Origin of the sequence: Streptomyces sp. ITFR-16, assembly GCF_031844705.1 — a bacterium.
Classification (GTDB): Bacteria; Actinomycetota; Actinomycetes; order Streptomycetales; family Streptomycetaceae; genus Streptomyces.
In genome coordinates, this window is sequence record NZ_CP134609.1 from 6,396,902 (window position 1) to 6,418,741 (window position 21,840).

Genomic DNA, 21,840 nt, shown 5'->3' on the forward strand with positions numbered 1-21,840 from the left:
TAGTACTGCTTCGGCGTGGAACACGTAGACGGGTTGACTGTGCCGGGCACGCTGTTGGGTATCTGAGGGTACGGCCGTCATGGTCGTCCTTCGGTTGCCGGCCCCAGTGCACTCGTCCGGAAGGGCGGGGTGATGGGTGGCTGGTCGTTGTTTGAGAACTGCACAGTGGACGCGAGCATCTGTGGCCAAGTTTTTAAGGGCGCACGGTGGATGCCTTGGCACCAGGAACCGATGAAGGACGTGGGAGGCCACGATAGGCCCCGGGGAGCTGTCAACCGAGCTTTGATCCGGGGGTGTCCGAATGGGGAAACCCGGCAGTCGTCATGGGCTGTCACCCGCTGCTGAACACATAGGCAGTGTGGAGGGAACGAGGGGAAGTGAAACATCTCAGTACCCTCAGGAAGAGAAAACAACCGTGATTCCGGGAGTAGTGGCGAGCGAAACTGGATCAGGCCAAACCGTATGCGTGTGATACCCGGCAGGGGTTGCGCATGCGGGGTTGTGGGATCTCTTTTTCATGGTCTGCCGGCTGTGAGACGAGTCAGAAACCGTTGATGTAGGCGAAGGACATGCGAAAGGTCCGGCGTAGAGGGTAAGACCCCCGTAGCTGAAACATTGACGGCTCGTTTAAGAGACACCCAAGTAGCACGGGGCCCGAGAAATCCCGTGTGAATCTGGCGGGACCACCCGTTAAGCCTAAATATTCCCTGGTGACCGATAGCGGATAGTACCGTGAGGGAATGGTGAAAAGTACCGCGGGAGCGGAGTGAAATAGTACCTGAAACCGTGTGCCTACAAGCCGTGGGAGCGTCGCGCATCGAGCTTGCTCGGTGCGTCGTGACTGCGTGCCTTTTGAAGAATGAGCCTGCGAGTTTGCGGTGTGTTGCGAGGTTAACCCGTGTGGGGAAGCCGTAGCGAAAGCGAGTCCGAATAGGGCGGTTTAGTAGCGCGCTCAAGACCCGAAGCGGAGTGATCTAGCCATGGGCAGGTTGAAGCGGAGGTAAGACTTCGTGGAGGACCGAACCCACCAGGGTTGAAAACCTGGGGGATGACCTGTGGTTAGGGGTGAAAGGCCAATCAAACTCCGTGATAGCTGGTTCTCCCCGAAATGCATTTAGGTGCAGCGTCGTGTGTTTCTTGCCGGAGGTAGAGCACTGGATAGGCGATGGGCCCTACCGGGTTACTGACCTTAGCCAAACTCCGAATGCCGGTAAGTGAGAGCACGGCAGTGAGACTGTGGGGGATAAGCTCCATGGTCGAGAGGGAAACAGCCCAGAGCATCGACTAAGGCCCCTAAGCGTACGCTAAGTGGGAAAGGATGTGGAGTCGCAGAGACAACCAGGAGGTTGGCTTAGAAGCAGCCACCCTTGAAAGAGTGCGTAATAGCTCACTGGTCAAGTGATTCCGCGCCGACAATGTAGCGGGGCTCAAGCGTACCGCCGAAGTCGTGTCATTCCAGCATGTACCCCCAACGGGGGCTGGGATGGGTAGGGGAGCGTCGTGTGCCGGGTGAAGCAGCCGCGGAAGCGAGTTGTGGACGGTTCACGAGTGAGAATGCAGGCATGAGTAGCGATACACACGTGAGAAACGTGTGCGCCGATTGACTAAGGGTTCCTGGGTCAAGCTGATCTGCCCAGGGTAAGTCGGGACCTAAGGCGAGGCCGACAGGCGTAGTCGATGGACAACCGGTTGATATTCCGGTACCCGCTTTGAAACGCCCAGTACTGAATCAGGCGATGCTAAGTCCGTGAAGCCGGCCCGATCTCTTCGGAGTTGAGGGTAGTGGTGGAGCCGACGAACCAGACTTGTATTAGGTAAGCGATGGGGTGACGCAGGAAGGTAGTCCAGCCCGGGCGGTGGTAGTCCCGGGGTAAGGGTGTAGGCCGTGTGGTAGGTAAATCCGTCACACACTAGGGCTGAGACCTGATGCCGAGCCGATTGTGGTGAAGTGGATGATCCTATGCTGTCGAGAAAAGCCTCTAGCGAGTTTCATGGCGGCCCGTACCCTAAACCGACTCAGGTGGTCAGGTAGAGAATACCGAGGCGTTCGGGTGAACTATGGTTAGGGAACTCGGCAAAATGCCCCCGTAACTTCGGGAGAAGGGGGCCATCACTGGTGATGACATTTACTGTCTGAGCTGGGGGTGGCCGCAGAGACCAGCGAGAAGCGACTGTTTACTAAAAACACAGGTCCGTGCGAAGCCGTAAGGCGATGTATACGGACTGACGCCTGCCCGGTGCTGGAACGTTAAGGGGACCGGTTAGCTGACTTTCGGGTTGGCGAAGCTGAGAACTTAAGCGCCAGTAAACGGCGGTGGTAACTATAACCATCCTAAGGTAGCGAAATTCCTTGTCGGGTAAGTTCCGACCTGCACGAATGGCGTAACGACTTCTCGACTGTCTCAACCATAGGCCCGGTGAAATTGCACTACGAGTAAAGATGCTCGTTTCGCGCAGCAGGACGGAAAGACCCCGGGACCTTTACTATAGTTTGATATTGGTGTTCGGTTCGGCTTGTGTAGGATAGGTGGGAGACTTTGAAGCGGCCACGCCAGTGGTTGTGGAGTCGTCGTTGAAATACCACTCTGGTCGTGCTGGATGTCTAACCTGGGTCCGTGATCCGGATCAGGGACAGTGTCTGATGGGTAGTTTAACTGGGGCGGTTGCCTCCTAAAGAGTAACGGAGGCGCCCAAAGGTTCCCTCAGCCTGGTTGGCAATCAGGTGTTGAGTGTAAGTGCACAAGGGAGCTTGACTGTGAGACCGACGGGTCGAGCAGGGACGAAAGTCGGGACTAGTGATCCGGCAGTGGCTTGTGGAAGCGCTGTCGCTCAACGGATAAAAGGTACCCCGGGGATAACAGGCTGATCTTCCCCAAGAGTCCATATCGACGGGATGGTTTGGCACCTCGATGTCGGCTCGTCGCATCCTGGGGCTGGAGTCGGTCCCAAGGGTTGGGCTGTTCGCCCATTAAAGCGGTACGCGAGCTGGGTTTAGAACGTCGTGAGACAGTTCGGTCCCTATCCGCTGTGCGCGTAGGAATATTGAGAAGGGCTGTCCCTAGTACGAGAGGACCGGGACGGACGAACCTCTGGTGTGCCAGTTGTCCTGCCAAGGGCATGGCTGGTTGGCTACGTTCGGAAAGGATAACCGCTGAAAGCATCTAAGCGGGAAGCCTGCTTCGAGATGAGTATTCCCACCTCCTTGAGGGGTTAAGGCTCCCAGTAGACGACTGGGTTGATAGGCCAGATGTGGAAGCCCGGTAACGGGTGGAGCTGACTGGTACTAATAGGCCGAGGGCTTGTCCTCAGTTGCTCGCGTCCACTGTGTTGTTCCCGGGTTGCGAACAGTTACCGCACCGGTTGAACAGCGTCACTACTTAATTGAAAAGTGTGCTTGTTCGCTAGAACCCGATAGGGTTTCGGTGGTCATTGCGTTAGGGAAACGCCCGGTTACATTCCGAACCCGGAAGCTAAGCCTTTCAGCGCCGATGGTACTGCAGGGGGGACCCTGTGGGAGAGTAGGACGCCGCCGAACAATCTTTCAAGGACCCTTGGTCCCAGCGTTCAACGCTGGGACCAAGGGTCCTTTTTGTTTTGCCGAAGCGCGTCGGATGACCGGCTGCGCAAGAATGTCTGTAGTACCCGATGACAGGAGCACCACCGATGTCCACCAACTCTCCCGACGATCGTTCGGAGCGCGAGCCGCGTCGCCGGGACGGCGGTGACCGGGGCGGCTTCAGCGGCGGTCGTGACGACCGGTCGGGTGGCCCGCGCCGGGACAACGACCGCGGTGGCAACCGTCGTGACGACAGCCGGCCGACCAGCGGTGGCGGCGGATTCCGTCGCGACGACCGCGGCGACCGCGACCGTGCCCCGCGTCGTGACGACCGAGGCGGCCCCTCCTCTTCCGGCGGCTTCCGCCGCGATGACCGCGGTGGTTCGTCCGGTGGGGGCTTCCGTCGTGACGACAACCGTGGCGGTGGCGCAGGCGGTGGCTTCCGCCGTGACGACCGGGGTGGTTCGTCCTCCGGTGGTGGCTTCCGGCGGGACGATCGTGGTGGTTCCGCTGGTGGTGGTTTCCGTCGTGACGACCGTGGGGGTTCTGCCGGTGGTGGGTTCCGGCGTGATGATCGGGCTCCGCGTTGGGATGACGACCGTGGTGGACGTCCGAGTGGTGGCTTCGAGCGCCGCGACGACCGGCCGCGCGGCCCCCGCCGCGACGACGACAACCGTGGCGGCGGCTTCCGCCGTGACGACCGTGCCCCGCGTCGCGATGACCGAGGCGGCCCCTCCTCTTCCGGCGGCTTCCGCCGTGACGACCGTCGTGACGACAACCGTGGTGGCGGCGCCGGCGGAGGCTTCCGTCGTGACGACAACCGGGGTGGTTCGTCCTCCGGTGGTGGTTTCCGTCGCGATGATCGTGGTGGTTCCGCTGGTGGTGGGTTCCGCCGTGACGACCGGGGTGGTTCGTCCTCCGGTGGCGGTTTCCGGCGTGACGACCGGGCTCCGCGTCGGGACGACGACCGTGGTGGACGTCCGGGCGGTGGCTTCGAGCGCCGCGACGACCGACCGCGCGGCCCCCGCCGCGACGACGACAACCGTGGCGGCGGCGGCTTCCGCCGCGATGACCGTGGTGGTTCCGCCGGTGGTGGCTTCCGCCGTGACGACCGCAGCGGCTCGTCCTCCAGTGGTGGCTTCCGGCGGGACGATCGTGGTGGTTCCGCTGGTGGTGGTTTCCGTCGTGACGACCGTGGGGGTTCTGCCGGTGGTGGGTTCCGTCGTGACGACCGGGCTCCGCGTCGGGACGACGACCGTGGTGGACGTCCGGGCGGTGGCTTCGAGCGCCGCGACGACCGACCGCGCGGCCCCCGCCGCGACGACGACAACCGTGGCGGCGGCGGCTTCCGCCGCGACGACCGCGACCGTGGCCCGCGTCGCGATGACCGCGGCGGTGGCGGTGGCTACCGCGGTGGCCAGCGTGACGACCGGGACCGTGGCGGCTACCGGGGTCGCGACGACCGCGGTGGGTACGAGCGCCGGGACGACCGGGACCGTGAGCCGATCAAGCGGCTCCCCATCCCCGACGACGTCACCGGTCACGAGATCGACAAGGACGTCCGCCAGGAGCTGATGAGCCTGCCGAAGACCCTGGCCGAGGACGTCGCCAGGAACCTGGTCATGGTGGCCCGGCTCATCGACGAGGACCCCGAGCAGGCCTACGCGTACTCGCGCATCGCCCTGCGACTGGCCTCGCGGGTCGCCGCCGTGCGTGAGGCCGCCGGCTTCGCCGCCTACGCGACCCAGAAGTACGCGGAGGCGCTGGCGGAGTTCCGGGCGTCCCGGCGGATGACCGGTTCGGTGGAGCTGTGGCCGGTCATGGCCGACTGCGAGCGCGGCCTCGGCCGGCCCGAGCGGGCCATGGCCATGGCGGGCGAGCCCGAGGTGCAGAAGCTCGACAAGGCGGGCCAGGTCGAAATGCGGCTGGTGGCCGCCGGTGCCCGCAGGGACATGGGGCAGATCGACGCCGCCATCGTGACACTGCAGAGCTCGGAGCTGGCCTCCAGCGCCGTGCACCCGTGGACCCCGCGACTGCGCTACGCGTACGCGGACGCGCTGCTGGCGGCCGGCCGCGAGGACGAGGCGCGGGAGTGGTTCGGCAAGGCGCTGGAAGCCGACAAGGACGGCTCCACGGACGCGTCGGACCGGCTCGCCGAGCTGGACGGTGTGGAGTTCGTCGACGCCCTCGGTGACGAGGAGGACGCCGCCCCCGCCCCGGACGAGCAGGCGCCGGCCACCGCCGACGCGGACGACACCGACGCGGACGACGACGAGGAGGACCAGGACGAGGACGACGAGGACCGTCCCGTCCAGGCGTAACGCATGAGAAGAGGGCGGCACCCCTGCCGGGGGTGCCGCCCTCTTCTGCGTTCGGGGTGTCCGGGGCGTCCGGGCCGGGTCAGCCGATGGTGAGGCTGCGCAGGACCAGGCCCGTGGCGGGCTTGGGGCCGAAGGACGTCGACTTGCGCGGCATGGTGACGCCCTGCCGGGCCAGTTCCCGGACGACTTCCTCGCGTACCGGATGCATCAGCACCGCCGTGGAGCCGTGGCGCTCGGCCTGTTCGACGGCTGCCGCGGTGTCGTGGATGTAGGCGATGTGCGCCGGGTCGTCGGGGATCCGCCAGACATGGTCGAGCAGCACCGTGTGCAGGACCGTCGCGTCCAGGGTCCGCCAGGCGGGGGGCCGGTCCGCCGGGACCGTACGGGCCAGCAGGGCTTCGTCCGGGCGGTCGACCAGGTGGAAGCCTCCGTCGCCGGCCAGCAGGAAGGCGTTGCCCTCGGCCGCGGCCTCGGCCAGGGTGTCCAGGGCGTGGGGGAGCGGGCCTTCGACGGTGCGGACGCGGAAGAGGCCGGTCAGGGCGGCGAGCGCGTCGGCAACGGGCAGCCCGTGCAGCAGGCGGTGGATGGAGCGGACCCGGAGCGGGTAGCGGGCCGTGTCGACCAGCAGGACCAGGCCGAAGTCCCAGGGGCCGGGGGCGCTGTGCTCCTTCTGGAGCCGGAGGTAGGTGGCCCAGCGGTGGTGGCCGTCGGCGATCAGCGCCTGGTGGTGGGCCAGATCCGTCTCGATCTCCGCCCGGTCGGCGGGGTCGGTGACCGCCCACAGCCGATGGCTGTAGCCGTCCTCGGTGGTGGTGGAGAGCAGCGGCGGGCGGTGGATCGTGCGCTCGATGACGGCGGTCGCGCCCGTGGCGTCGCCGTCGCTGCGGTACGTCAGCAGCAGCGGTTCCAGGTGGGCGGCGGTGGTCCGCATCAGGTCGGCGCGGTCCTCGACGACATGGGCCATCACGTCCTCGTGCGGCAGGACGATGCCCTCGGCGGGGCCCGAGAGGGCCAGCGCACCGACGATGCCTCGTTGCAGGATCTCGTCGTTGCGCTGCTCGTACACATACAGCGCGGGCTCCGCGTCGGGGGCGAGTATGCCCTCGGCGAGCCAGTCGTGCAGGGTGGCGGCGGCCTGTTCGTTGCGGGCGGCGGGGGTGTCGGCCTGCGGCAGGATCAGCCGCACGATGTTGTGCGGATCCGCCGATTCCAGGTGGAGCAGCCCGTCGGGGCGTACGACCACGTCGTACGGGGGCGAGGTCACCGCGGCGAGACTGCCGACCCGCTCGGGGACGTAACGCAGTCCACGGAACGGAATCAGACGCAGTCCCTCGTCCGCCGGGCCTCGTGTGTTCATTTCTGCATCGTATGTGCGGTTCGGGGATGCGCGATGATCGGGGGAGACGCAGGCAACGAGGAGCGCGGGATATGAGTCAGGCGAGCAGGACCAGGCCGAGCGGGAGCAGCACCGCGCTGAACGAGGCGTACGACACGGCGCTGCTCGATCTCGACGGGGTGGTGTACGCGGGCGGGCAGGCGATCGGCCATGCCGTGGAGGCGCTGACCACCGCGCGGGACGGCGGGATGCACCTGGCGTACGTCACCAACAACGCGCTGCGGACCCCGGCCGCGGTGGCGGAACATCTGACCGAATTGGGTGTGCCGGCCGAGTCCGCCGATGTGATCACGTCGGCGCAGGCCGTGGCCCGGCTGATCGCCGATCAGCTGCCGGCCGGGTCCCGGGTGCTGGTGATCGGGGGCGAGGGGCTGCGGGTGGCCCTGCGGGAACGCGGTCTGGAGCCGGTGGAGTCGGCGGACGACGACCCGGTGGCGGTGGCGCAGGGGTACGGCGGACCCGACCTGGCGTGGGGCCGGTTCGCCGAGGCCTCGTACGCGGTCAACCGCGGGCTGCCGTGGTACGCGTCCAACACCGATCTGACCATTCCGAGCGCCCGGGGGATCGCGCCGGGCAACGGGGCGGCCGTGGAGGTCGTACGGATCGCCACCGGTGCCGAGCCGCAGGTGGCGGGGAAGCCGCTGCCCCCGATGCACCGCGAGACCGTGCTGCGGACCGGGGCCGAACGGCCGCTCGTGGTCGGCGACCGGCTCGACACGGACATCGAGGGGGCGTTCAACGGCGGCGTGGACTCGCTGCTGGTGCTGACCGGGGTGACGGACGCGGCGCAGCTGGTCGCCGCGGTGCCGGAGCACCGGCCGACCTATGTGGACGCCGATCTGCGCGGCCTGCTGACGGGCCAGCCCGAGGTGACGCGGGACGGGGAGACGTTCGGCTGCGGCGGCTGGACGGCCTTCGCGCGGGGCGGGGACCTGGTGCTGGAGGGCGACGGGGACGCGCTCGACGGGCTGCGCGCGCTGTGCGGGGCCGCCTGGTCGCACGCCGGGGACGGGGCGTGCGGGCTGGACGCGGCGAAGGCCATGGCCAGGCTCGGGCTGTAGCGAGGGCTCCCCGGAGTCGTCGCGCCCCGGTCGGCCGCTGTGCGCGGGGCCGGCCGGGCGGCCGGGCCGGAGGGGCATGGGGGTGGGTAGGCTAACCTAACTCGCGTGTTGGTTGAGAGTCCCCCGAACCCGAGTAAGGGCCCGATAGCCGCGTCGGCCGAACCCGCGCCGCGCAAGCGGCACGCGGCCCGAGCGGCAGGGCTTCTCATCGCCCTGGCCGTCCTGGTGCTGGTGTGCCTGGCGAGCATCGCGATCGGCGCCAAGGGGCTGCCCCTCGCCGACGTCTGGCACGGGCTGTTCCACAACGCGGGGAGCGCCGACGACGTCCTCGTACAGAAGGTGCGGATCCCCAGGACCCTGCTCGGGCTGCTCGTCGGTGCCGCGCTCGGTCTCGCCGGAGCCGTCATGCAGGCACTGACCCGCAATCCGCTGGCCGAGCCCGGCCTGCTGGGTGTCAACGCGGGCGCGTCGGCGGCGGTCGTCTCCGCCATCAGCTTCTTCGGCGTCACCTCACTGACCGGTTATGTGTGGTTCGCCTTCGCCGGAGCCGCCATCGTCTCGGTCGCCGTGTACCTCCTCGGCGGCAGCAGGTCCGCCACCCCCGTGCGGCTCGCGCTCGCCGGGACCGCCGTCACCGCCGCGCTGTACGGCTATGTCAACGCCGTACAGCTGCTGGACTCGGCGGCGCTGGACCGGCTGCGGTTCTGGACCGTCGGCTCACTGGCCTCGGCGAACACGGAGACGGTCGGCAAGGTCTGGCCGTTCATCGCGCTCGGCGTGCTGATCACCCTGTTCATCGCACGGCCGCTCAACGCTCTGGAGATGGGCGACGACACCGCACGGGCCCTGGGCGCCCATCTGACCCGGACCCGGGTGCTCGCGATGCTCGCCGTCACCCTGCTGTGCGGGGCCGCGACCGCGGCCTGCGGGCCGATCGTCTTCATCGGGCTGATGATCCCGCACCTCGTGCGCTCGCTCACCGGCCCCGACATGCGGTGGATCCTGCCGTACGCGGCCGTGCTCTCGCCGGTGCTCCTGCTCGGCGCGGACGTGGTCGGCCGGGTTGTCGCGCGGCCCTCGGAACTCCAGGTCGGCATCGTCACCGCGCTGATCGGCGGGCCCGTCTTCATCCACCTCGTACGACGCAAGAGGATGTCCCAGCTGTGAAGGCCACCAAGGAGACAGCGGGGACCGCGCGTTCGGTGAAGGCCGTGCGGACGGCCGGCGGGTACTCGTTCCGGATGAACCTGCGGGCGGCCCTGGTCGTCCTGCTGCTCGCGGTCGTCGCGGCGGGGGCGGCGGTCGTCCTCATCGGCAGCGGCGACTTCTCGATGACCCCCGGCGAGGTCATCACCACGCTCTTCGGGCACGGCACCTTCCAGCAGGAGTTCATCGTCACGGACCTGCGGCTGCCGCGGGTGCTGGTCGGCCTCCTCGTCGGCGCGGCCCTCGGGGCCGGCGGTGCCGTCTTCCAGACGATCTCCCGCAACCCGCTCGGCAGCCCCGACGTGCTCGGCTTCGGCCAGGGCGCGACGGTCGGCGCGCTGACCGTGATCGTCCTTTTCCAGGGCGGGGCGGCGGCGGTCTCGGCCGGTGCGGTCGTCGGCGGTCTGGTGACCGGGGTCGCCGTCTATCTGCTCGCGTGGAAGCGAGGGGTGCACGGCTTTAGGCTCGTCCTGGTCGGGATCGGCGCGGCCGCGATGCTGACCGCCGCGACGCAGTACCTGATCACCAAGGCCAACCTGGTCGACGCGACCCGTGCGGTCGTCTGGATGACCGGTTCGCTCGACGGCCGGGACTGGGCGCAGGTCTGGCCGCTGGTCGTGGTCTGCGCGCTGCTGCTGCCGCTGGTGTTCGGCCACGGTCCCGCCCTGCGGGTGATGGAGATGGGCGACGACGCCGCGTACGCGCTCGGTGTACGGGTCGAACGCACCCGGCTCGTCCTGATGGGTTCCGCCGTGCTGCTCGTCGCCGTCGCCACGGCAGCCGCCGGGCCGATCGCGTTCGTCTCGCTGAGCGCGCCCCAGCTGGCGCGCCGGCTGACCCGCTCGACGGGCCCCAACCTGGTGGCCGCGACCTTCATGGGCGCGGCCCTCCTCCTCGTCGCCGACTGGGTCGCGCTGGAGGCCTTCGGTGACCGGCAGCTGCCCGTGGGCGTGGTCACCGGGGTGCTGGGCGGCTGCTATCTGGTGTGGCTCCTGGTGACCGAGCGCAAGGCGGGGCGCATATGAAGACCCCGTTCGGCCCCGCCGCCCCGACCGCCCCCACCGATCCGACCGACTCGACCGACCCCCGGAGTACGACCATGCAGCGCCTCACCGCGGATTCGGTGACCCTCGGCTACGACCAGCGGGTCATCGCGGAGAACCTCTCGGTCGAGATACCCGACCACTCGTTCACCGTGATCGTCGGCCCCAACGCCTGCGGCAAGTCGACCCTGCTGCGGGCGCTCTCGCGGATGCTGAAGCCGAGCCGGGGGCGGGTGCTGCTGGACGGGCAGGCGATCCACGGACTGCCCGCGAAGAAGGTCGCGCGGATCCTGGGGCTGCTGCCCCAGTCCTCGATCGCGCCGGAGGGCATCACGGTCGCGGACCTCGTGGCACGCGGTCGCTACCCGCACCAGGGGCTGCTGCGGCAGTGGTCGCCCGAGGACGAACGCATTGTCGAGGAATCGATGGCGGCGACCGGCGTCGGCGAGCTGGGCGATCGCTATGTCGACGAATTGTCCGGCGGGCAGCGGCAGCGGGTCTGGATCGCGATGGCGCTGGCCCAGCAGACGCCGCTGCTGTTGCTGGACGAGCCGACGACGTACCTCGACATCCAGCACCAGATCGATGTCCTGGACCTGTGCGCGGAGCTGCACGAGACGCAGGGGCGCACGCTGGTGGCCGTCCTGCACGATCTCAACCATGCCGCGCGGTACGCCACGCATCTCATCGCGATGCGGGACGGCGAGGTCGTCGCGGAGGGGGCGCCGGGGGAGATCGTCACCGCGGAGCTGGTGGAGCGGGTGTTCGGGCTGCGGTGCCAGGTGATTCCGGATCCGGAGACGGGGACGCCGTTGGTGGTGCCGGCCGCGCGCAAGCGGGTGGCCGCGCCCGGCGTGGGGTGAGCGGCGGGCCGTCGCCGCGCGCGTGGAGGCGGCTGGTGGCCGCTACAGCAGTGACTTGAGTTTCAGCAGGTCCCTGAAGCCGGCTTCCAGGCGGACCCGGCCCGAGGCCCAGGCCTTGGCGAAGTTCAGATGGCCGTCCACCATCGCCACCAGGTCGTCACCGGTCATCGCGAGCCGGATCTCCGCCTTCTCCCGGGGCGGGCCCTCGACCGTGTCCAGGACCTGGATGCGGCCGCCGGACAGGCGGCCGGTGAACGTGATGTCCAGGTCCTTGATGTGGCAGCTCAGCGAGCGGTCCAGGGCGGCCGCGCTGCGCACGTCGCCGTCGGCCCCCGCGAGGTTGTCGGAAAGTCTGTCGAGTGCGCTGCGGCACTCCGCCATGGTCGCCATCGTCATCGACGGTACCCCAGCCCTTCGCGGTAGCGTTTCCGCATGGACGACGTGAGCGACGTGAACGACGTGAGCGAGGCCGACGAGGCGGCGCCGCCCCCGGTGGAGACACCGCGCGAGCCCGCCGCCCCCGCGCCCCTCGGGGTCGTACGCGCTCCCACGGGCGACGCCGGGGTGGACGCGCACCTGGAGCGGCTGGCCGACGCCGACCACCTCCCGGCGGACGGACACATCGAGGTGTACGAGGATGTACACCGGGGCCTGCGGGACACGCTGACCGCGCTGGACGCCCGGCCGGCGCCCGCCCCCGCGCCCCCGTACACCGACTCGTACAACAACAGGAGCTGAACCGAACGTGGCAGGAGTCGCCCGTCGCCGTCTCGACGCCGAGCTGGTACGCCGAAAGCTCGCCCGCTCGCGCGAGCACGCCAGCCAGCTGATCGCGGCGGGCCGGGTGACCGTCGGCGGCAACACCGCGACCAAACCGGCCACCCAGGTCGAGACGAGCGCCGCGGTCGTCGTCACCAAGGACGACAGCGACCCCGAGTACGTCTCGCGCGGCGGCCACAAGCTGGCCGGCGCCCTCGCCGCCTTCGTCCCGCTCGGGCTGAAGGTGGCGGGGCGGCGCGCGCTGGACGCCGGGGCCTCGACCGGCGGGTTCACCGACGTGCTGCTGCGGGCCGGGGTCTCCCGGGTGCTCGCCGTGGACGTCGGCTACGGACAGCTCGCCTGGTCGCTCCAGTCCGATGAACGCGTCGTGGTCAAGGACCGTACCAACGTGCGGGAACTGACCCTGGAGGCGATCGACGGCGAGGCGGTGGACCTGGTGGTGGGCGATCTGTCGTTCATCCCGCTCGGGCTCGTCCTGCCCGCCCTCGCCCGCTGCGCCGCCCCCGACGCGGACCTGGTCCTCATGGTCAAGCCGCAGTTCGAGGTCGGCAAGGAGCGGCTCGGCAGCGGCGGAGTGGTGCGCAGCCCCGAGCTGCGTGCCGAAGCGGTACGGGAGGTGGCCCGGCGGGCCTGGGCGCTGGGCCTGGGGGTCCGGGGTGTGACGGCGAGCCCGCTGCCCGGGCCGTCGGGGAATGTCGAGTACTTTCTGTGGCTGCGGGCCGGAGCACCGGAACTGGATCCCGCAGAAGTCGACCGTGCAGTGGCGGAGGGGCCTCGTTGACGACGAATGCGGCACGAACAGTCTTCCTTTTGGCGCACACCGGCCGGCCGGCCGCGATCCGCAGCGCCGAACTCGTCGTCCAGGGGCTGCTCCGCAGCGGCCTGGGCGTACGCGTCCTGGCGACGGAAGCGGCCGATCTGCCGCTGCCGGCCTCCGTCGAGACCGTCACCGATGCCACGCCCGAGGCGGTGAACGGCTGTGAGCTCCTGATCGTGCTGGGCGGCGACGGGACACTGCTGCGCGGCGCCGAACTCTCGCGCGCCTCCGGGGTACCGATGCTCGGCGTCAACCTCGGCCGGGTCGGCTTCCTCGCCGAGGCCGAGCGCGACGACCTCGACAAGGTCGTCGACCGGGTCGTCACCCGCGCGTACACCGTCGAGGAACGCATGACGATCGACGTCATCGTGCACAGCAACGGCACCGTCGTCCACACCGACTGGGCGCTCAACGAGGCGGCCGTGCAGAAGGTGTCGCCCGAGCGGATGCTCGAGGTCGTCCTGGAGATCGACGGCCGGCCGGTGACCGGGTTCGGCTGCGACGGCATCGTGTGCGCGACGCCCACCGGCTCGACCGCGTACGCCTTCTCGGCCGGCGGCCCGGTCGTCTGGCCCGAGGTCGAGGCCCTGCTGATGGTCCCGATCAGCGCCCACGCGCTGTTCGCCAAGCCGCTGGTGACCTCGCCGACCTCGGTGCTCGCCGTCGAGGTCCAGCCGCACACCCCGCACGGGGTGCTGTGGTGCGACGGGCGCAGGACCGTGGAGCTGCCCTCCGGGGCGCGCGTCGAGGTGCGGCGCGGTGCCGTGCCCGTCCGGCTGGCCCGGCTGCACCAGGCGTCGTTCACGGACCGGCTGGTGGCCAAGTTCGCCCTGCCGGTGTCGGGGTGGCGGGGCGCGCCGCACTGACCCGGCGGCTTTCCGCAGCGGCCGATCCGGCGCCGTGACCGCGACCCGTGTGCACGCGGGCCACGAAACCTCGTATGGTCATGTGCGTGTTGGAGGAGATGCGGATACGGTCGCTCGGAGTCATCGACGACGCGGTGGTGGAGCTGTCACCCGGTTTCACCGCGGTGACGGGCGAGACCGGCGCGGGCAAGACCATGGTCGTCACCAGCCTGGGGCTGCTGCTCGGCGGTCGCGCCGACCCCGCCCTGGTGCGGATCGGCGCCAAGGCCGCCGTCGTCGAGGGCCGGATCACGGTGGCCGAGGGCGACGCGGTGGCGCTGCGGGCCGAGGAGGCCGGGGCCGAGATCGAGGACGGTGCGCTGCTCATCAGCCGTACCGTCTCCGCCGAAGGGCGCTCCCGGGCGCATCTGGGCGGCAGATCGGTGCCGGTCGGTGTGCTGTCCGAACTCGCCGACGAACTCGTCGCCGTGCACGGCCAGACCGATCAGCAGGGGCTCCTCAAGCCGGCCCGGCAGCGGCAGGCCCTCGACCGGTACGCCGGTGACGGAGTCGCCGTGCCCCTGTCCATGTACGCGGCGGCCTACCGGCGGCTGCGCGATGTCGCGGGCGAGCTCGACGAACTCACGACGCGCGCCCGCGAACGCGCCCAGGAAGCCGATCTGCTGCGCTTCGGGCTGAACGAGATCGCCGCCGTCGAGCCGCTGCCCGGCGAGGACACCGAGCTGGCCGCAGAGGCCCAGCGCCTCGGCCACGCCGACGCCCTCGCCTCCGCCGCCGCGCTCGCGCACACCGCGCTGGCCGGCAACCCCGAGGACCCCGAGGCCGTCGACGCGACGACCGTCGTGGCGGCGGCCGGACAGGCGCTGGACGGGGTGCGCGCCCATGATCCGGCGCTCGCCGCGCTCGCCGACCGGGTCGGTGAGATCTCGATCCTGCTCGCCGATGTGTCGGGCGAACTGTCCGGGTACGCGGACCAGCTGGACTCCGACCCGCTGCGGCTCGCCGCGGTCGAGGAGCGGCGCGCCGCGCTCACCGGCCTCACCCGCAAGTACGGGGCGGACATCACCGCCGTCCTGGCCTGGGCCGAGGAGGGGGCCGCCCGGCTCACCGAGCTGGAGGGCGACGACGACCGGATCGGCGAGCTGACCGCGGAGCGGGACGCGCTGCGCGCCGAACTCTCCGGGCTCGGCCAGGCGTTGACCGACGCCAGGACCGCGGCGGCGGCGCTGTTCGCCGACGCGGTGACCGAGGAGCTGGCCTCCCTCGCCATGCCGCACGCCCGGGTCTCCTTCGACATCCGGCAGACCGACGCGGCGGACGAGGCGTCCGGCATCGAGATCGGCGGACGCAACGTGGCCTACGGGCCGTCCGGCGCCGACGAGGTCGAACTCCTGCTGGCTCCGCACCCCGGCGCCCAGCCCCGGCCGATCGCCAAGGGCGCATCGGGCGGTGAGCTGTCCCGGGTGATGCTCGCCGTCGAGGTGGTCTTCGCCGGCTCGGACCCCGTGCCCACCTACCTCTTCGACGAGGTCGACGCGGGCGTCGGCGGCAAGGCGGCCGTCGAGGTCGGGCGGCGGCTCGCGAAGCTCGCCAGGTCGGCCCAGGTCGTGGTCGTCACCCACCTGCCCCAGGTCGCCGCGTTCGCCGACCGTCAGCTGCTGGTCGAGAAGACCGTGGACGGCTCGGTGACCAGGAGCGGGGTCACCGTCCTGGAGGGCGAGGACCGGGTGCGGGAACTGTCCCGGATGCTCGCCGGCCAGGAGGACTCCGAGACCGCCCGGGCCCACGCGGAGGAACTGCTGGAGACGGCGCGCGCGGACGGCTAGGGCGTGTCGTCGAACTGACGCCGCCCGGCCGCCCTTCGGGCAACGACGCCAGTTCCACGACATGCCCTAGGACACGTACGGGGACGGCCGGGGTGCGGGACGGGCCCCGGCCGTCCCCGTGTCCCCGTACCGCTCCCGGCGTACGTGCGTCGCAGAGCCGCACACTTTTTCACCCGTGCGGGTGGTGCACCGCGCCCGGTTTGTTGCGATGCGCACCGGCGTAACGGTTCGGCCGTGCCGGAACGTGCGTACGGGCTGGCATCCTTGGCGGTGTTCACACCGTCTACTCGGGATCCCCGGGAGCCATTCAACGTGTCACAGCTGCGTACGGTCCAAGTGCTCGGCGGCGGCAGCGCGGGCAGCAGCGCCCATGTCGGTTCGCTGGCCGCCGGACTGGTCGCCAGAGGGGTGCAGGTCACCGTCTGCGCGCCGGCCGGGCTGGACCGCGCCTACGACTTCGCCGTCTCGGGGGCGTCCTTCGCGCCCGTCCCCCGGCGCAGCGATCCCGCGGCCGTCGCCGCGCTGCGCGCCGCCTGCACGGGCGCGGACATCGTCCACGCGCACGGACTGCACGCCGCCGTACGGGCCGCTCTGGCGCTCGGCGGCCGCCGCACCCCGCTCGTCGTCACCTGGCACACCCGGGCCCACGCCGAGGGTGCCCGCCGCCGGCTGCTGCATCTGCTGGAGCGAAGGGCCGTCCGCGCGGCGGCGGTTGTGCTCGGCACGTCATCGGACCTGGTGGACCGGGCGCGCCGCCGGGGCGCGCGCGACGCCCGGCTCGGGCCCGTCGCCTCGCCCGCCCCCTCCGTTGCCGAGGCGGACCCCGCCGACAAGGTGCGGGCCGAACTGGGCGCGGTGGAGCGGCCGTTGATCGTGGCGGTGGGCAGTCTCGTCCCGCACCACGGCTACGGCACCCTGCTCGACGCGGCACGCGTATGGCGCGGACTCGACCCCGTGCCCCTGGTCGTCGTCGCGGGTGAGGGGCGGGAGCGGGCCGCCCTGCAGCGCCGGATCAAGGCGGAGGACCTGCCCGTCGCCCTGATCGGCAGCCGCGACGACGCCGCGGGACTGCTGGCCGCCGCCGACCTGGCCGTCCTGCCCAGCCGCTGGGAGTCCCGCTCACTGGTGGCCCAGGAGGCCCTGCGGCGCGGGGTGCCGCTGGTGGCCACGGCGGTCGGCGGAGTGCCCGAACTCGTCGGCGACGCCGCGGAACTGGTGCCGTACGGGAACGCGGAGGCGCTCGCGCGGGCCGTGGCCCGGCTGCTCGGCGACCCGGCCGCCCGGGAGCGGCTGGCCGCCGCCGGGCTCCGGCAGGCGGCGAGCTGGCCGACCGAGGACGACACGATCGCCCAGGTCCTCAGCGTGTACGACGAGTTGGTCCAGCCACGGGCGGCGGCGCGCGGCCACTGAGCCCTCGGCGCTCATGTGGCGTGGCGGCGGGCGCGCAGGGCCAGGCTGAGGGCGAGGACGGCCTGCGGGTCGTCCAGGTCGGTGCCGAGCAGCTCACCGATGCGGGCCAGCCGGTTGTACAGCGTCTGACGGTTCAGATGCAGCTCGCGCGCCGTCTCCGCCTTGCGGCCCGCATGGGCGAGATAGGTCTCCAGCGTCGGCAGCAGGGCAGGGCGCGAGGTGCGGTCGTGGTCGCGCAGCGGACCGATCGCCCGCTCCACGAACGCCGCCAGGTCCGGATGGTCCCGCAGCCGCCACAGCAGCAGGTCGATGTCCAGCCGCCGGGCGTCGTACCAGGGCCGGTCGTCCAGCCCCTGGGCCGCTGTGGCCGTCTCCGCCGCATGCCGCAGCCCGGCCCCGGCCACTGCCCAGCCGCCCGTCACCCCGACCACCACGACCGGCGGATGGGAGCCGGCCCGCTCCAGACCGGCCCGCGCCACCCCGGCGCGCAGCGCGGCGGCGACCCGGTCGGCCACCGCCGTGCGCTCCGACTCCGAGCGCAGCCCCAGCAGCAGCGGCACCCGGCCCTCCACCGGGCGCACTCCGAGCAGCACCGGCACCCCGACCGAGGACAGCTCCTCCAGGACCGCGCGCGCCAGCAGCGCCCAGTTGCCTGACGGGGACAGCTCCGGGGCCAGCCGCATCACCACGGGCAGCAGCGGCAGCTCGCCCGGCTTGAAGCCCAGCACCCGGGCCTGCGCCGGTGCGTCCTCGGGGGTGATCCGGCCCTCCGCGAGGTCCGTCAGGAAGTCGCCCCGGCCGCGCGCTGCCAGCTCCTCCTCCTGCCGGGCCTGCATCAGCACGACGGCGAGAATGCCCGCCGCCCGCTCCGCCGCCATCCGGTGCACCGGCATCAGCGGCGCGTCCACGGCCAGCAGCACCAGCCGGGCCCGCACCGAGCCCGTCCCGGGGCCGCCGCCCGGCACATCCACCAGCACCGCGCCCGCCGGCGGCGACTCGCGGGCCGCCCGGCCGCCGCGCATCCCGTCCCACACCTGGAGCGGATCGGCGGAGACCGGGCCCCCCTCGGTGCCCGCCGCGTACAGCAGCTGGCCGTCCGCCGTCTCCAGGAAGACCGGGTTGGCCGTGAAGTCCGCCAGGATGCCGAGGACCTGGGGCACCCCGCCACCGCCGAGCAGCGCCTCCGTGCAGCGCCGGTGGACGTCCTCGGCCTGCCGCAGCAGCGCGTAGTGGCCGTTGACGATCTCGGTGTGGATCTCCTCCGTCACCGTCACGAACGGCACCTCCCGGTGCAGCTGCACCAGCGGGAGCCCGGCCGCGCGGGCGGCGTCCACGATCGAGGCGGGCAGCCGGCCGAAGCGCGGACCCAGCTCCACCACGAGTGCGGCGATGCCCCGGTCGGCGAGCCTGCGGACGAAGGCCCGCTGCTCGGCCGGGCGGGTGCCGAGCCCCAGACCCGTGGTGAGCAGCAGCTCGCCGCCCTTGAGCAGCGACGCGATGTTGGGGACCTCGCCCGCGTGCACCCAGCGCACGGTGCGGCCGAGCCGGTCGGCGCCCGAGACCACCTCGGGGAGTCCGCTGCGCAGCCCCGGCAGCTCCAGCGCTCGCTGCACGGTGATGCCGCCTTGGGTCTCCACTGGCTCCGGCCTCGCCCTTCGCATCGGACCGGACGGCCGCTCCGCTGCGGTCGCCCTGTTCAGGAAGGTACCGGCCCGGAGCGCGTACGGCCTCGTCGGGGCCGTACGCCGTTGACAGGCCCGGGACCCCGCTGCGATCTTGAAAATCCTGTGGCCGTCGAGTGGGGGAGTGAACATGGGCGAGGAAGTGGCGCCGTACGGGGACCGGGGCGGCCACGGGGCCGTGGATGCGCCGCCGGGCCCGCTGGTCGGCGTCGACTGGCTCGCGGAGCGGCTGGGTGCGCCGGGACTGCTGGTGTGCGACGCCTCGGTCGGCGCGCACCGGGGCGCCGCGACGCGGATCGCCGGGGCCCGGCCTTTCGACATCGACGGGGCGCTCTCCGACCCCGCCTCGCCCCTGCCGCACACGATGCCCGACGCGGCCCGGTTCACCGAAGGGATGCGGGCGCTCGGTCTCCACGACGGGGACACGGTCGTCGTCTACGACGCGGTGGGGATCTACTCCAGCGCCCGCGCCTGGTGGATGCTCCGGGCGATGGGCTTCGACCGGGTCGCGGTCCTCGACGGCGGGCTGCCCGCCTGGACCGCCGCCGGACTGCCGACGGAGAGCGGCGTGCCCGCCGCCCCGCCGCCCGGCGGCTTCACGGCCGTGCCCCGGCCCGGGATGATCGTCGGCGCCGACGAGGTGGCGGCGGCCCTGGCCGACCCGGCGGCGGCCGTGTTCGACGCGAGGACGGCGGAGCGTTTTCTCGGAACGGCTCCGGAGCCGCGCGCGGGGCTGCGGGGCGGCCATATGCCCGGGGCGGTGAGCCTGCCCTTCGGTGAACTCCAGGACGGGGGCCGGATGCGGCCCCCGGCGGAGCTGCGTGCGGTGTTCGCCGCCCTGGCCGGTGAGCGGGAACGGCTGTTCTTCAGCTGCGGGTCGGGGGTCACCGCCTGCGTCCTGACGCTGGGCGCCGCGCTGGCCGGATACCGCGAGCCGGCGGTGTACGACGGGTCGTGGAGCGAGTGGGGGCTGCCCTCGGGGGGCCGCCCGGTGGTGACGGGCCCGGACACACCTGACCCGGACACCCTCTGAGACGGGCGCCGGACGGGCGGGCCGCGGGAGCCCGACAGCGCCCGCGGCCTCGCCGTCAGCCCACGTACGCCCCGCTCGCGGTCAGCCGCAGGGCCGTGTCGATCAGCGGCACATGGCTGAACGCCTGCGGGAAGTTGCCCACCTGGCGCTGGAGCCGGGCGTCCCACTCCTCGGCGAGCAGGCCCAGGTCGTTGCGCAGGGACAGCAGGCGCTCGAAGAGCCGGCGGGCCTCGTCGACCCGGCCGATCATCGCCAGGTCGTCCGCCAGCCAGAACGAGCACGCCAGGAACGCGCCCTCGTCGCCCTCCAGCCCGTCCACCCCCGCGTCGTCGCCCGAGGTCGGGTAGCGGAGCACGAAGCCGTCCTCGGTGGACAGCTCCCGCTGGATCGCCTCGATCGTGCCGATGACCCGCTTGTCGTCGGGCGGCAGGAAGCCCATCTGCGGAATCAGCAGGAGCGAGGCATCGAGCTCCTTCGACCCGTAGGACTGGGTGAAGGTGTTGCGCTCCTTGTCGTAGCCCCGCTCGCAGACGTCGCGGTGGATGTCGTCGCGCAGCTCGCGCCACCTCTCCAGCGGGCCGTCCGTGTCGCCGGACTCGATGAGCTTGATCGTGCGGTCGACGGCGACCCAGGCCATCACCTTGGAGTGCACGAAGTGCCGGCGCGGCCCGCGCACCTCCCAGATGCCCTCGTCCGGCTCGTCCCAGTGCTTCTCCAGGTAGGAGATCAGCCTGAGCTGGAGACCGGTGGCGTAGTCGTTGCGCGTCAGCCCGGTCATATGGGCCAGGTGCAGGGCCTCGGTGACCTCGCCGTACACATCCAGCTGGAGCTGGCCCGCCGCGCCGTTGCCCACCCGGACCGGGCCGGAGTTCTCGTACCCCGGCAGCCATTCGAGCTCGGCCTCGCCCAGCTCCCGCTCGCCCGCGATCCCGTACATGATCTGCAGGTTCTCGGGGTCGCCGGCGACCGCCCGCAGCAGCCACTCGCGCCAGGCACGGGCCTCCTCGCGGTAGCCGGTGCGCAGCAGCGAGGACAGGGTGATGGCGGCGTCGCGCAGCCAGGTGTAGCGGTAGTCCCAGTTGCGGGAGCCGCCGATGTCCTCGGGCAGCGAGGTCGTCGGCGCGGCGACGATGCCGCCGGTCGGCGCGTACGTCAGCGCCTTCAGCGTGATCAGCGAGCGGACCACGGCCTCGCGGTAGGGGCCGTGGTACGTACACTGCTCGACCCACTCGCGCCAGAAGTCCTCCGTCGCCTCCAGCGAACCCTCCGGGTCCGGGAGCGCGGGCGGCTCGCGGTGCGAGGGCTGCCAGCTGATGGTGAACGCGATCCGGTCGCCGGGGGCGACGGTGAAGTCGGAGTACGTCGTCAGGTTCTCGCCGAACGTGTCGGCGGCGGTGTCCAGCCAGACGGAGTCCGGGCCGGCCACGGCGACCGTACGGCCGTCCACCTTGTGCACCCACGGGGTGACGCGCCCGTAGCTGAACCGCATCCGCAGCTCCGAGCGCATCGGCACCCGGCCGCTGACGCCCTCCACGATCCGGATCAGCTGCGGCGCGCCGTCACGCGGAGGCATGAAGTCGGTCACCCGGACCGTGCCGCGCGGCGTGTCCCACTCCGATTCCAGGATCAGTGAGTCGCCGCGATAGCGGCGGCGGTCCGCCGAGGGCGGTTCGGCCCCTTGCGGACGCGCCGGACCCAGGCGCCAGAAGCCGTGCTCCTCGGTGCCCAGCAGCCCCGCGAACACGGCGTGTGAGTCGAAGCGGGGCAGGCACAGCCAGTCTGCTGTGCCGTCCCGGCAGACCAGGGCTGCGGTCTGCATGTCTCCGATGAGTGCGTAATCCTCGATGCGCCCGGCCACGTGCATCTCCAGTCGAACGGCCATGTCGCCCCGTGGGGCGCTTACTGCGGGTCAAGAGGTCGTTGCAAGGGGTTGATGTGGGGGAACCTGCGAGCTCATACCTCGCCCGAGCGAGTGTCCGA

Annotated in this window: 16 protein-coding genes and 2 rRNA genes; 13 read left to right on the forward strand and 5 right to left on the reverse strand. The window is 70.9% G+C overall.

What is annotated here, in order from left to right; all coding sequences use genetic code 11:
- Positions 1 to 183 precede the first annotated feature (183 nt).
- Positions 184 to 3,307: ribosomal RNA gene (locus RLT58_RS28380) — 23S ribosomal RNA — on the forward strand.
- A 111-nt stretch (positions 3,308 to 3,418) separates the two neighbouring features.
- Positions 3,419 to 3,535, forward strand: a 5S ribosomal RNA gene (gene rrf, locus RLT58_RS28385).
- A 29-nt stretch (positions 3,536 to 3,564) separates the two neighbouring features.
- Here rrf and RLT58_RS36160 read toward each other — a convergent pair.
- Positions 3,565 to 5,100 (reverse strand): hypothetical protein, encoded by a 1,536-nt coding sequence (locus RLT58_RS36160; protein WP_399131689.1) that lies wholly within the window; start codon positions 5,098 to 5,100, stop codon positions 3,565 to 3,567.
- Positions 5,101 to 5,130: 30 nt separating this feature from the next.
- Here RLT58_RS36160 and RLT58_RS28395 point away from each other — a divergent pair, with 30 nt between their 5' ends.
- Positions 5,131 to 5,877: a tetratricopeptide repeat protein gene (locus tag RLT58_RS28395; RefSeq protein ID WP_311314678.1), complete on the forward strand. Its 747-nt coding sequence runs from the start codon at positions 5,131 to 5,133 to the stop codon at positions 5,875 to 5,877.
- A gap of 79 nt (positions 5,878 to 5,956) precedes the next feature.
- Here RLT58_RS28395 and RLT58_RS28400 read toward each other — a convergent pair whose 3' ends face one another.
- Complete coding sequence (locus RLT58_RS28400; protein WP_311313209.1) at positions 5,957 to 7,234, reverse strand: DUF1015 family protein; 1,278 nt, start codon at positions 7,232 to 7,234, stop codon at positions 5,957 to 5,959.
- 71 nt (positions 7,235 to 7,305) lie between these two features.
- On the opposite strand from RLT58_RS28400, the gene RLT58_RS28405 reads away from it, so the two are divergent.
- From RLT58_RS28405 to RLT58_RS28420, 4 genes are all read left to right on the forward strand, one after another.
- Positions 7,306 to 8,334: an HAD-IIA family hydrolase gene (locus tag RLT58_RS28405; protein WP_311313210.1), complete on the forward strand. Its 1,029-nt coding sequence runs from the start codon at positions 7,306 to 7,308 to the stop codon at positions 8,332 to 8,334.
- A gap of 207 nt (positions 8,335 to 8,541) precedes the next feature.
- Positions 8,542 to 9,501, forward strand: coding sequence for a FecCD family ABC transporter permease (locus tag RLT58_RS28410; protein WP_311314679.1), 960 nt, complete (start codon positions 8,542 to 8,544; stop codon positions 9,499 to 9,501).
- Positions 9,498 to 10,565 carry a FecCD family ABC transporter permease gene (locus tag RLT58_RS28415; protein WP_311313211.1) on the forward strand — a complete coding sequence of 356 codons (1,068 nt, stop codon included), beginning with the start codon at positions 9,498 to 9,500 and terminating at the stop codon, positions 10,563 to 10,565. The genes RLT58_RS28410 and RLT58_RS28415 overlap by 4 nt, the downstream gene beginning before the upstream one ends.
- 74 nt (positions 10,566 to 10,639) lie before the next feature.
- Positions 10,640 to 11,446, forward strand: a complete 807-nt coding sequence (locus tag RLT58_RS28420; RefSeq protein ID WP_311314680.1) for an ABC transporter ATP-binding protein — start codon at positions 10,640 to 10,642, stop codon at positions 11,444 to 11,446.
- A gap of 42 nt (positions 11,447 to 11,488) precedes the next feature.
- Here the strand turns inward: RLT58_RS28420 and RLT58_RS28425 are convergent, their stop codons facing one another.
- The gene (locus RLT58_RS28425; RefSeq protein ID WP_311314681.1) at positions 11,489 to 11,836 is read right to left on the reverse strand and encodes an SCP2 sterol-binding domain-containing protein; all 348 of its coding nucleotides are present in this window, start codon (positions 11,834 to 11,836) and stop codon (positions 11,489 to 11,491) included.
- 42 nt (positions 11,837 to 11,878) lie between these two features.
- Here RLT58_RS28425 and RLT58_RS28430 point away from each other — a divergent pair, with 42 nt between their 5' ends.
- The 5 genes from RLT58_RS28430 (at position 11,879) to RLT58_RS28450 (ending at position 17,145) form a co-directional block, all read left to right on the forward strand.
- Positions 11,879 to 12,184, forward strand: a complete 306-nt coding sequence (locus RLT58_RS28430; RefSeq protein ID WP_399131690.1) for a hypothetical protein — start codon at positions 11,879 to 11,881, stop codon at positions 12,182 to 12,184.
- Between the two features lie 7 nt (positions 12,185 to 12,191).
- Positions 12,192 to 13,007: a TlyA family RNA methyltransferase gene (locus RLT58_RS28435; RefSeq protein ID WP_311313212.1), complete on the forward strand. Its 816-nt coding sequence runs from the start codon at positions 12,192 to 12,194 to the stop codon at positions 13,005 to 13,007.
- Positions 13,004 to 13,909 (forward strand): NAD kinase, encoded by a 906-nt coding sequence (locus tag RLT58_RS28440; RefSeq protein WP_311313213.1) that lies wholly within the window; start codon positions 13,004 to 13,006, stop codon positions 13,907 to 13,909. The genes RLT58_RS28435 and RLT58_RS28440 overlap by 4 nt, the downstream gene beginning before the upstream one ends.
- Positions 13,910 to 13,989: 80 nt before the next feature.
- Positions 13,990 to 15,735: a DNA repair protein RecN gene (recN, locus tag RLT58_RS28445; RefSeq protein ID WP_311314683.1), complete on the forward strand. Its 1,746-nt coding sequence runs from the start codon at positions 13,990 to 13,992 to the stop codon at positions 15,733 to 15,735.
- 312 nt (positions 15,736 to 16,047) lie between these two features.
- A complete protein-coding gene (locus RLT58_RS28450; protein WP_311313214.1) occupies positions 16,048 to 17,145 on the forward strand; it encodes a glycosyltransferase family 4 protein in 1,098 nt (365 codons plus the stop codon).
- 11 nt (positions 17,146 to 17,156) lie between these two features.
- On the opposite strand, the gene RLT58_RS28455 is transcribed toward RLT58_RS28450, so the two are convergent.
- Positions 17,157 to 18,782: a PucR family transcriptional regulator gene (locus RLT58_RS28455; RefSeq protein WP_311313215.1), complete on the reverse strand. Its 1,626-nt coding sequence runs from the start codon at positions 18,780 to 18,782 to the stop codon at positions 17,157 to 17,159.
- Positions 18,783 to 18,957: 175 nt separating this feature from the next.
- On the opposite strand from RLT58_RS28455, the gene RLT58_RS28460 reads away from it, so the two are divergent.
- Complete coding sequence (locus RLT58_RS28460; protein ID WP_311313216.1) at positions 18,958 to 19,860, forward strand: sulfurtransferase; 903 nt, start codon at positions 18,958 to 18,960, stop codon at positions 19,858 to 19,860.
- Positions 19,861 to 19,915: 55 nt separating this feature from the next.
- Here the strand turns inward: RLT58_RS28460 and RLT58_RS28465 are convergent, their stop codons facing one another.
- A complete protein-coding gene (locus tag RLT58_RS28465) occupies positions 19,916 to 21,718 on the reverse strand; it encodes a glycoside hydrolase family 15 protein (protein ID WP_311314684.1) in 1,803 nt (600 codons plus the stop codon).
- Between the last annotated feature and the right edge of the window lie 122 nt (positions 21,719 to 21,840).

Coding starts and splice junctions, on each gene's coding strand:
- RLT58_RS28420 (WP_311314680.1), top strand. CDS start 10,640: ATGCAGCGCCTCACCGCGGATTCGGTGACCCTCGGCTACGACCAGCGG.
- RLT58_RS28430 (WP_399131690.1), top strand. CDS start 11,879: ATGGACGACGTGAGCGACGTGAACGACGTGAGCGAGGCCGACGAGGCG.
- RLT58_RS28400 (WP_311313209.1), bottom strand. CDS start 7,234: ATGAACACACGAGGCCCGGCGGACGAGGGACTGCGTCTGATTCCGTTC.
- recN (WP_311314683.1), top strand. CDS start 13,990: ATGTGCGTGTTGGAGGAGATGCGGATACGGTCGCTCGGAGTCATCGAC.
- RLT58_RS28405 (WP_311313210.1), top strand. CDS start 7,306: ATGAGTCAGGCGAGCAGGACCAGGCCGAGCGGGAGCAGCACCGCGCTG.
- RLT58_RS28425 (WP_311314681.1), bottom strand. CDS start 11,836: ATGGCGACCATGGCGGAGTGCCGCAGCGCACTCGACAGACTTTCCGAC.
- RLT58_RS28460 (WP_311313216.1), top strand. CDS start 18,958: ATGGGCGAGGAAGTGGCGCCGTACGGGGACCGGGGCGGCCACGGGGCC.
- RLT58_RS28395 (WP_311314678.1), top strand. CDS start 5,131: ATGAGCCTGCCGAAGACCCTGGCCGAGGACGTCGCCAGGAACCTGGTC.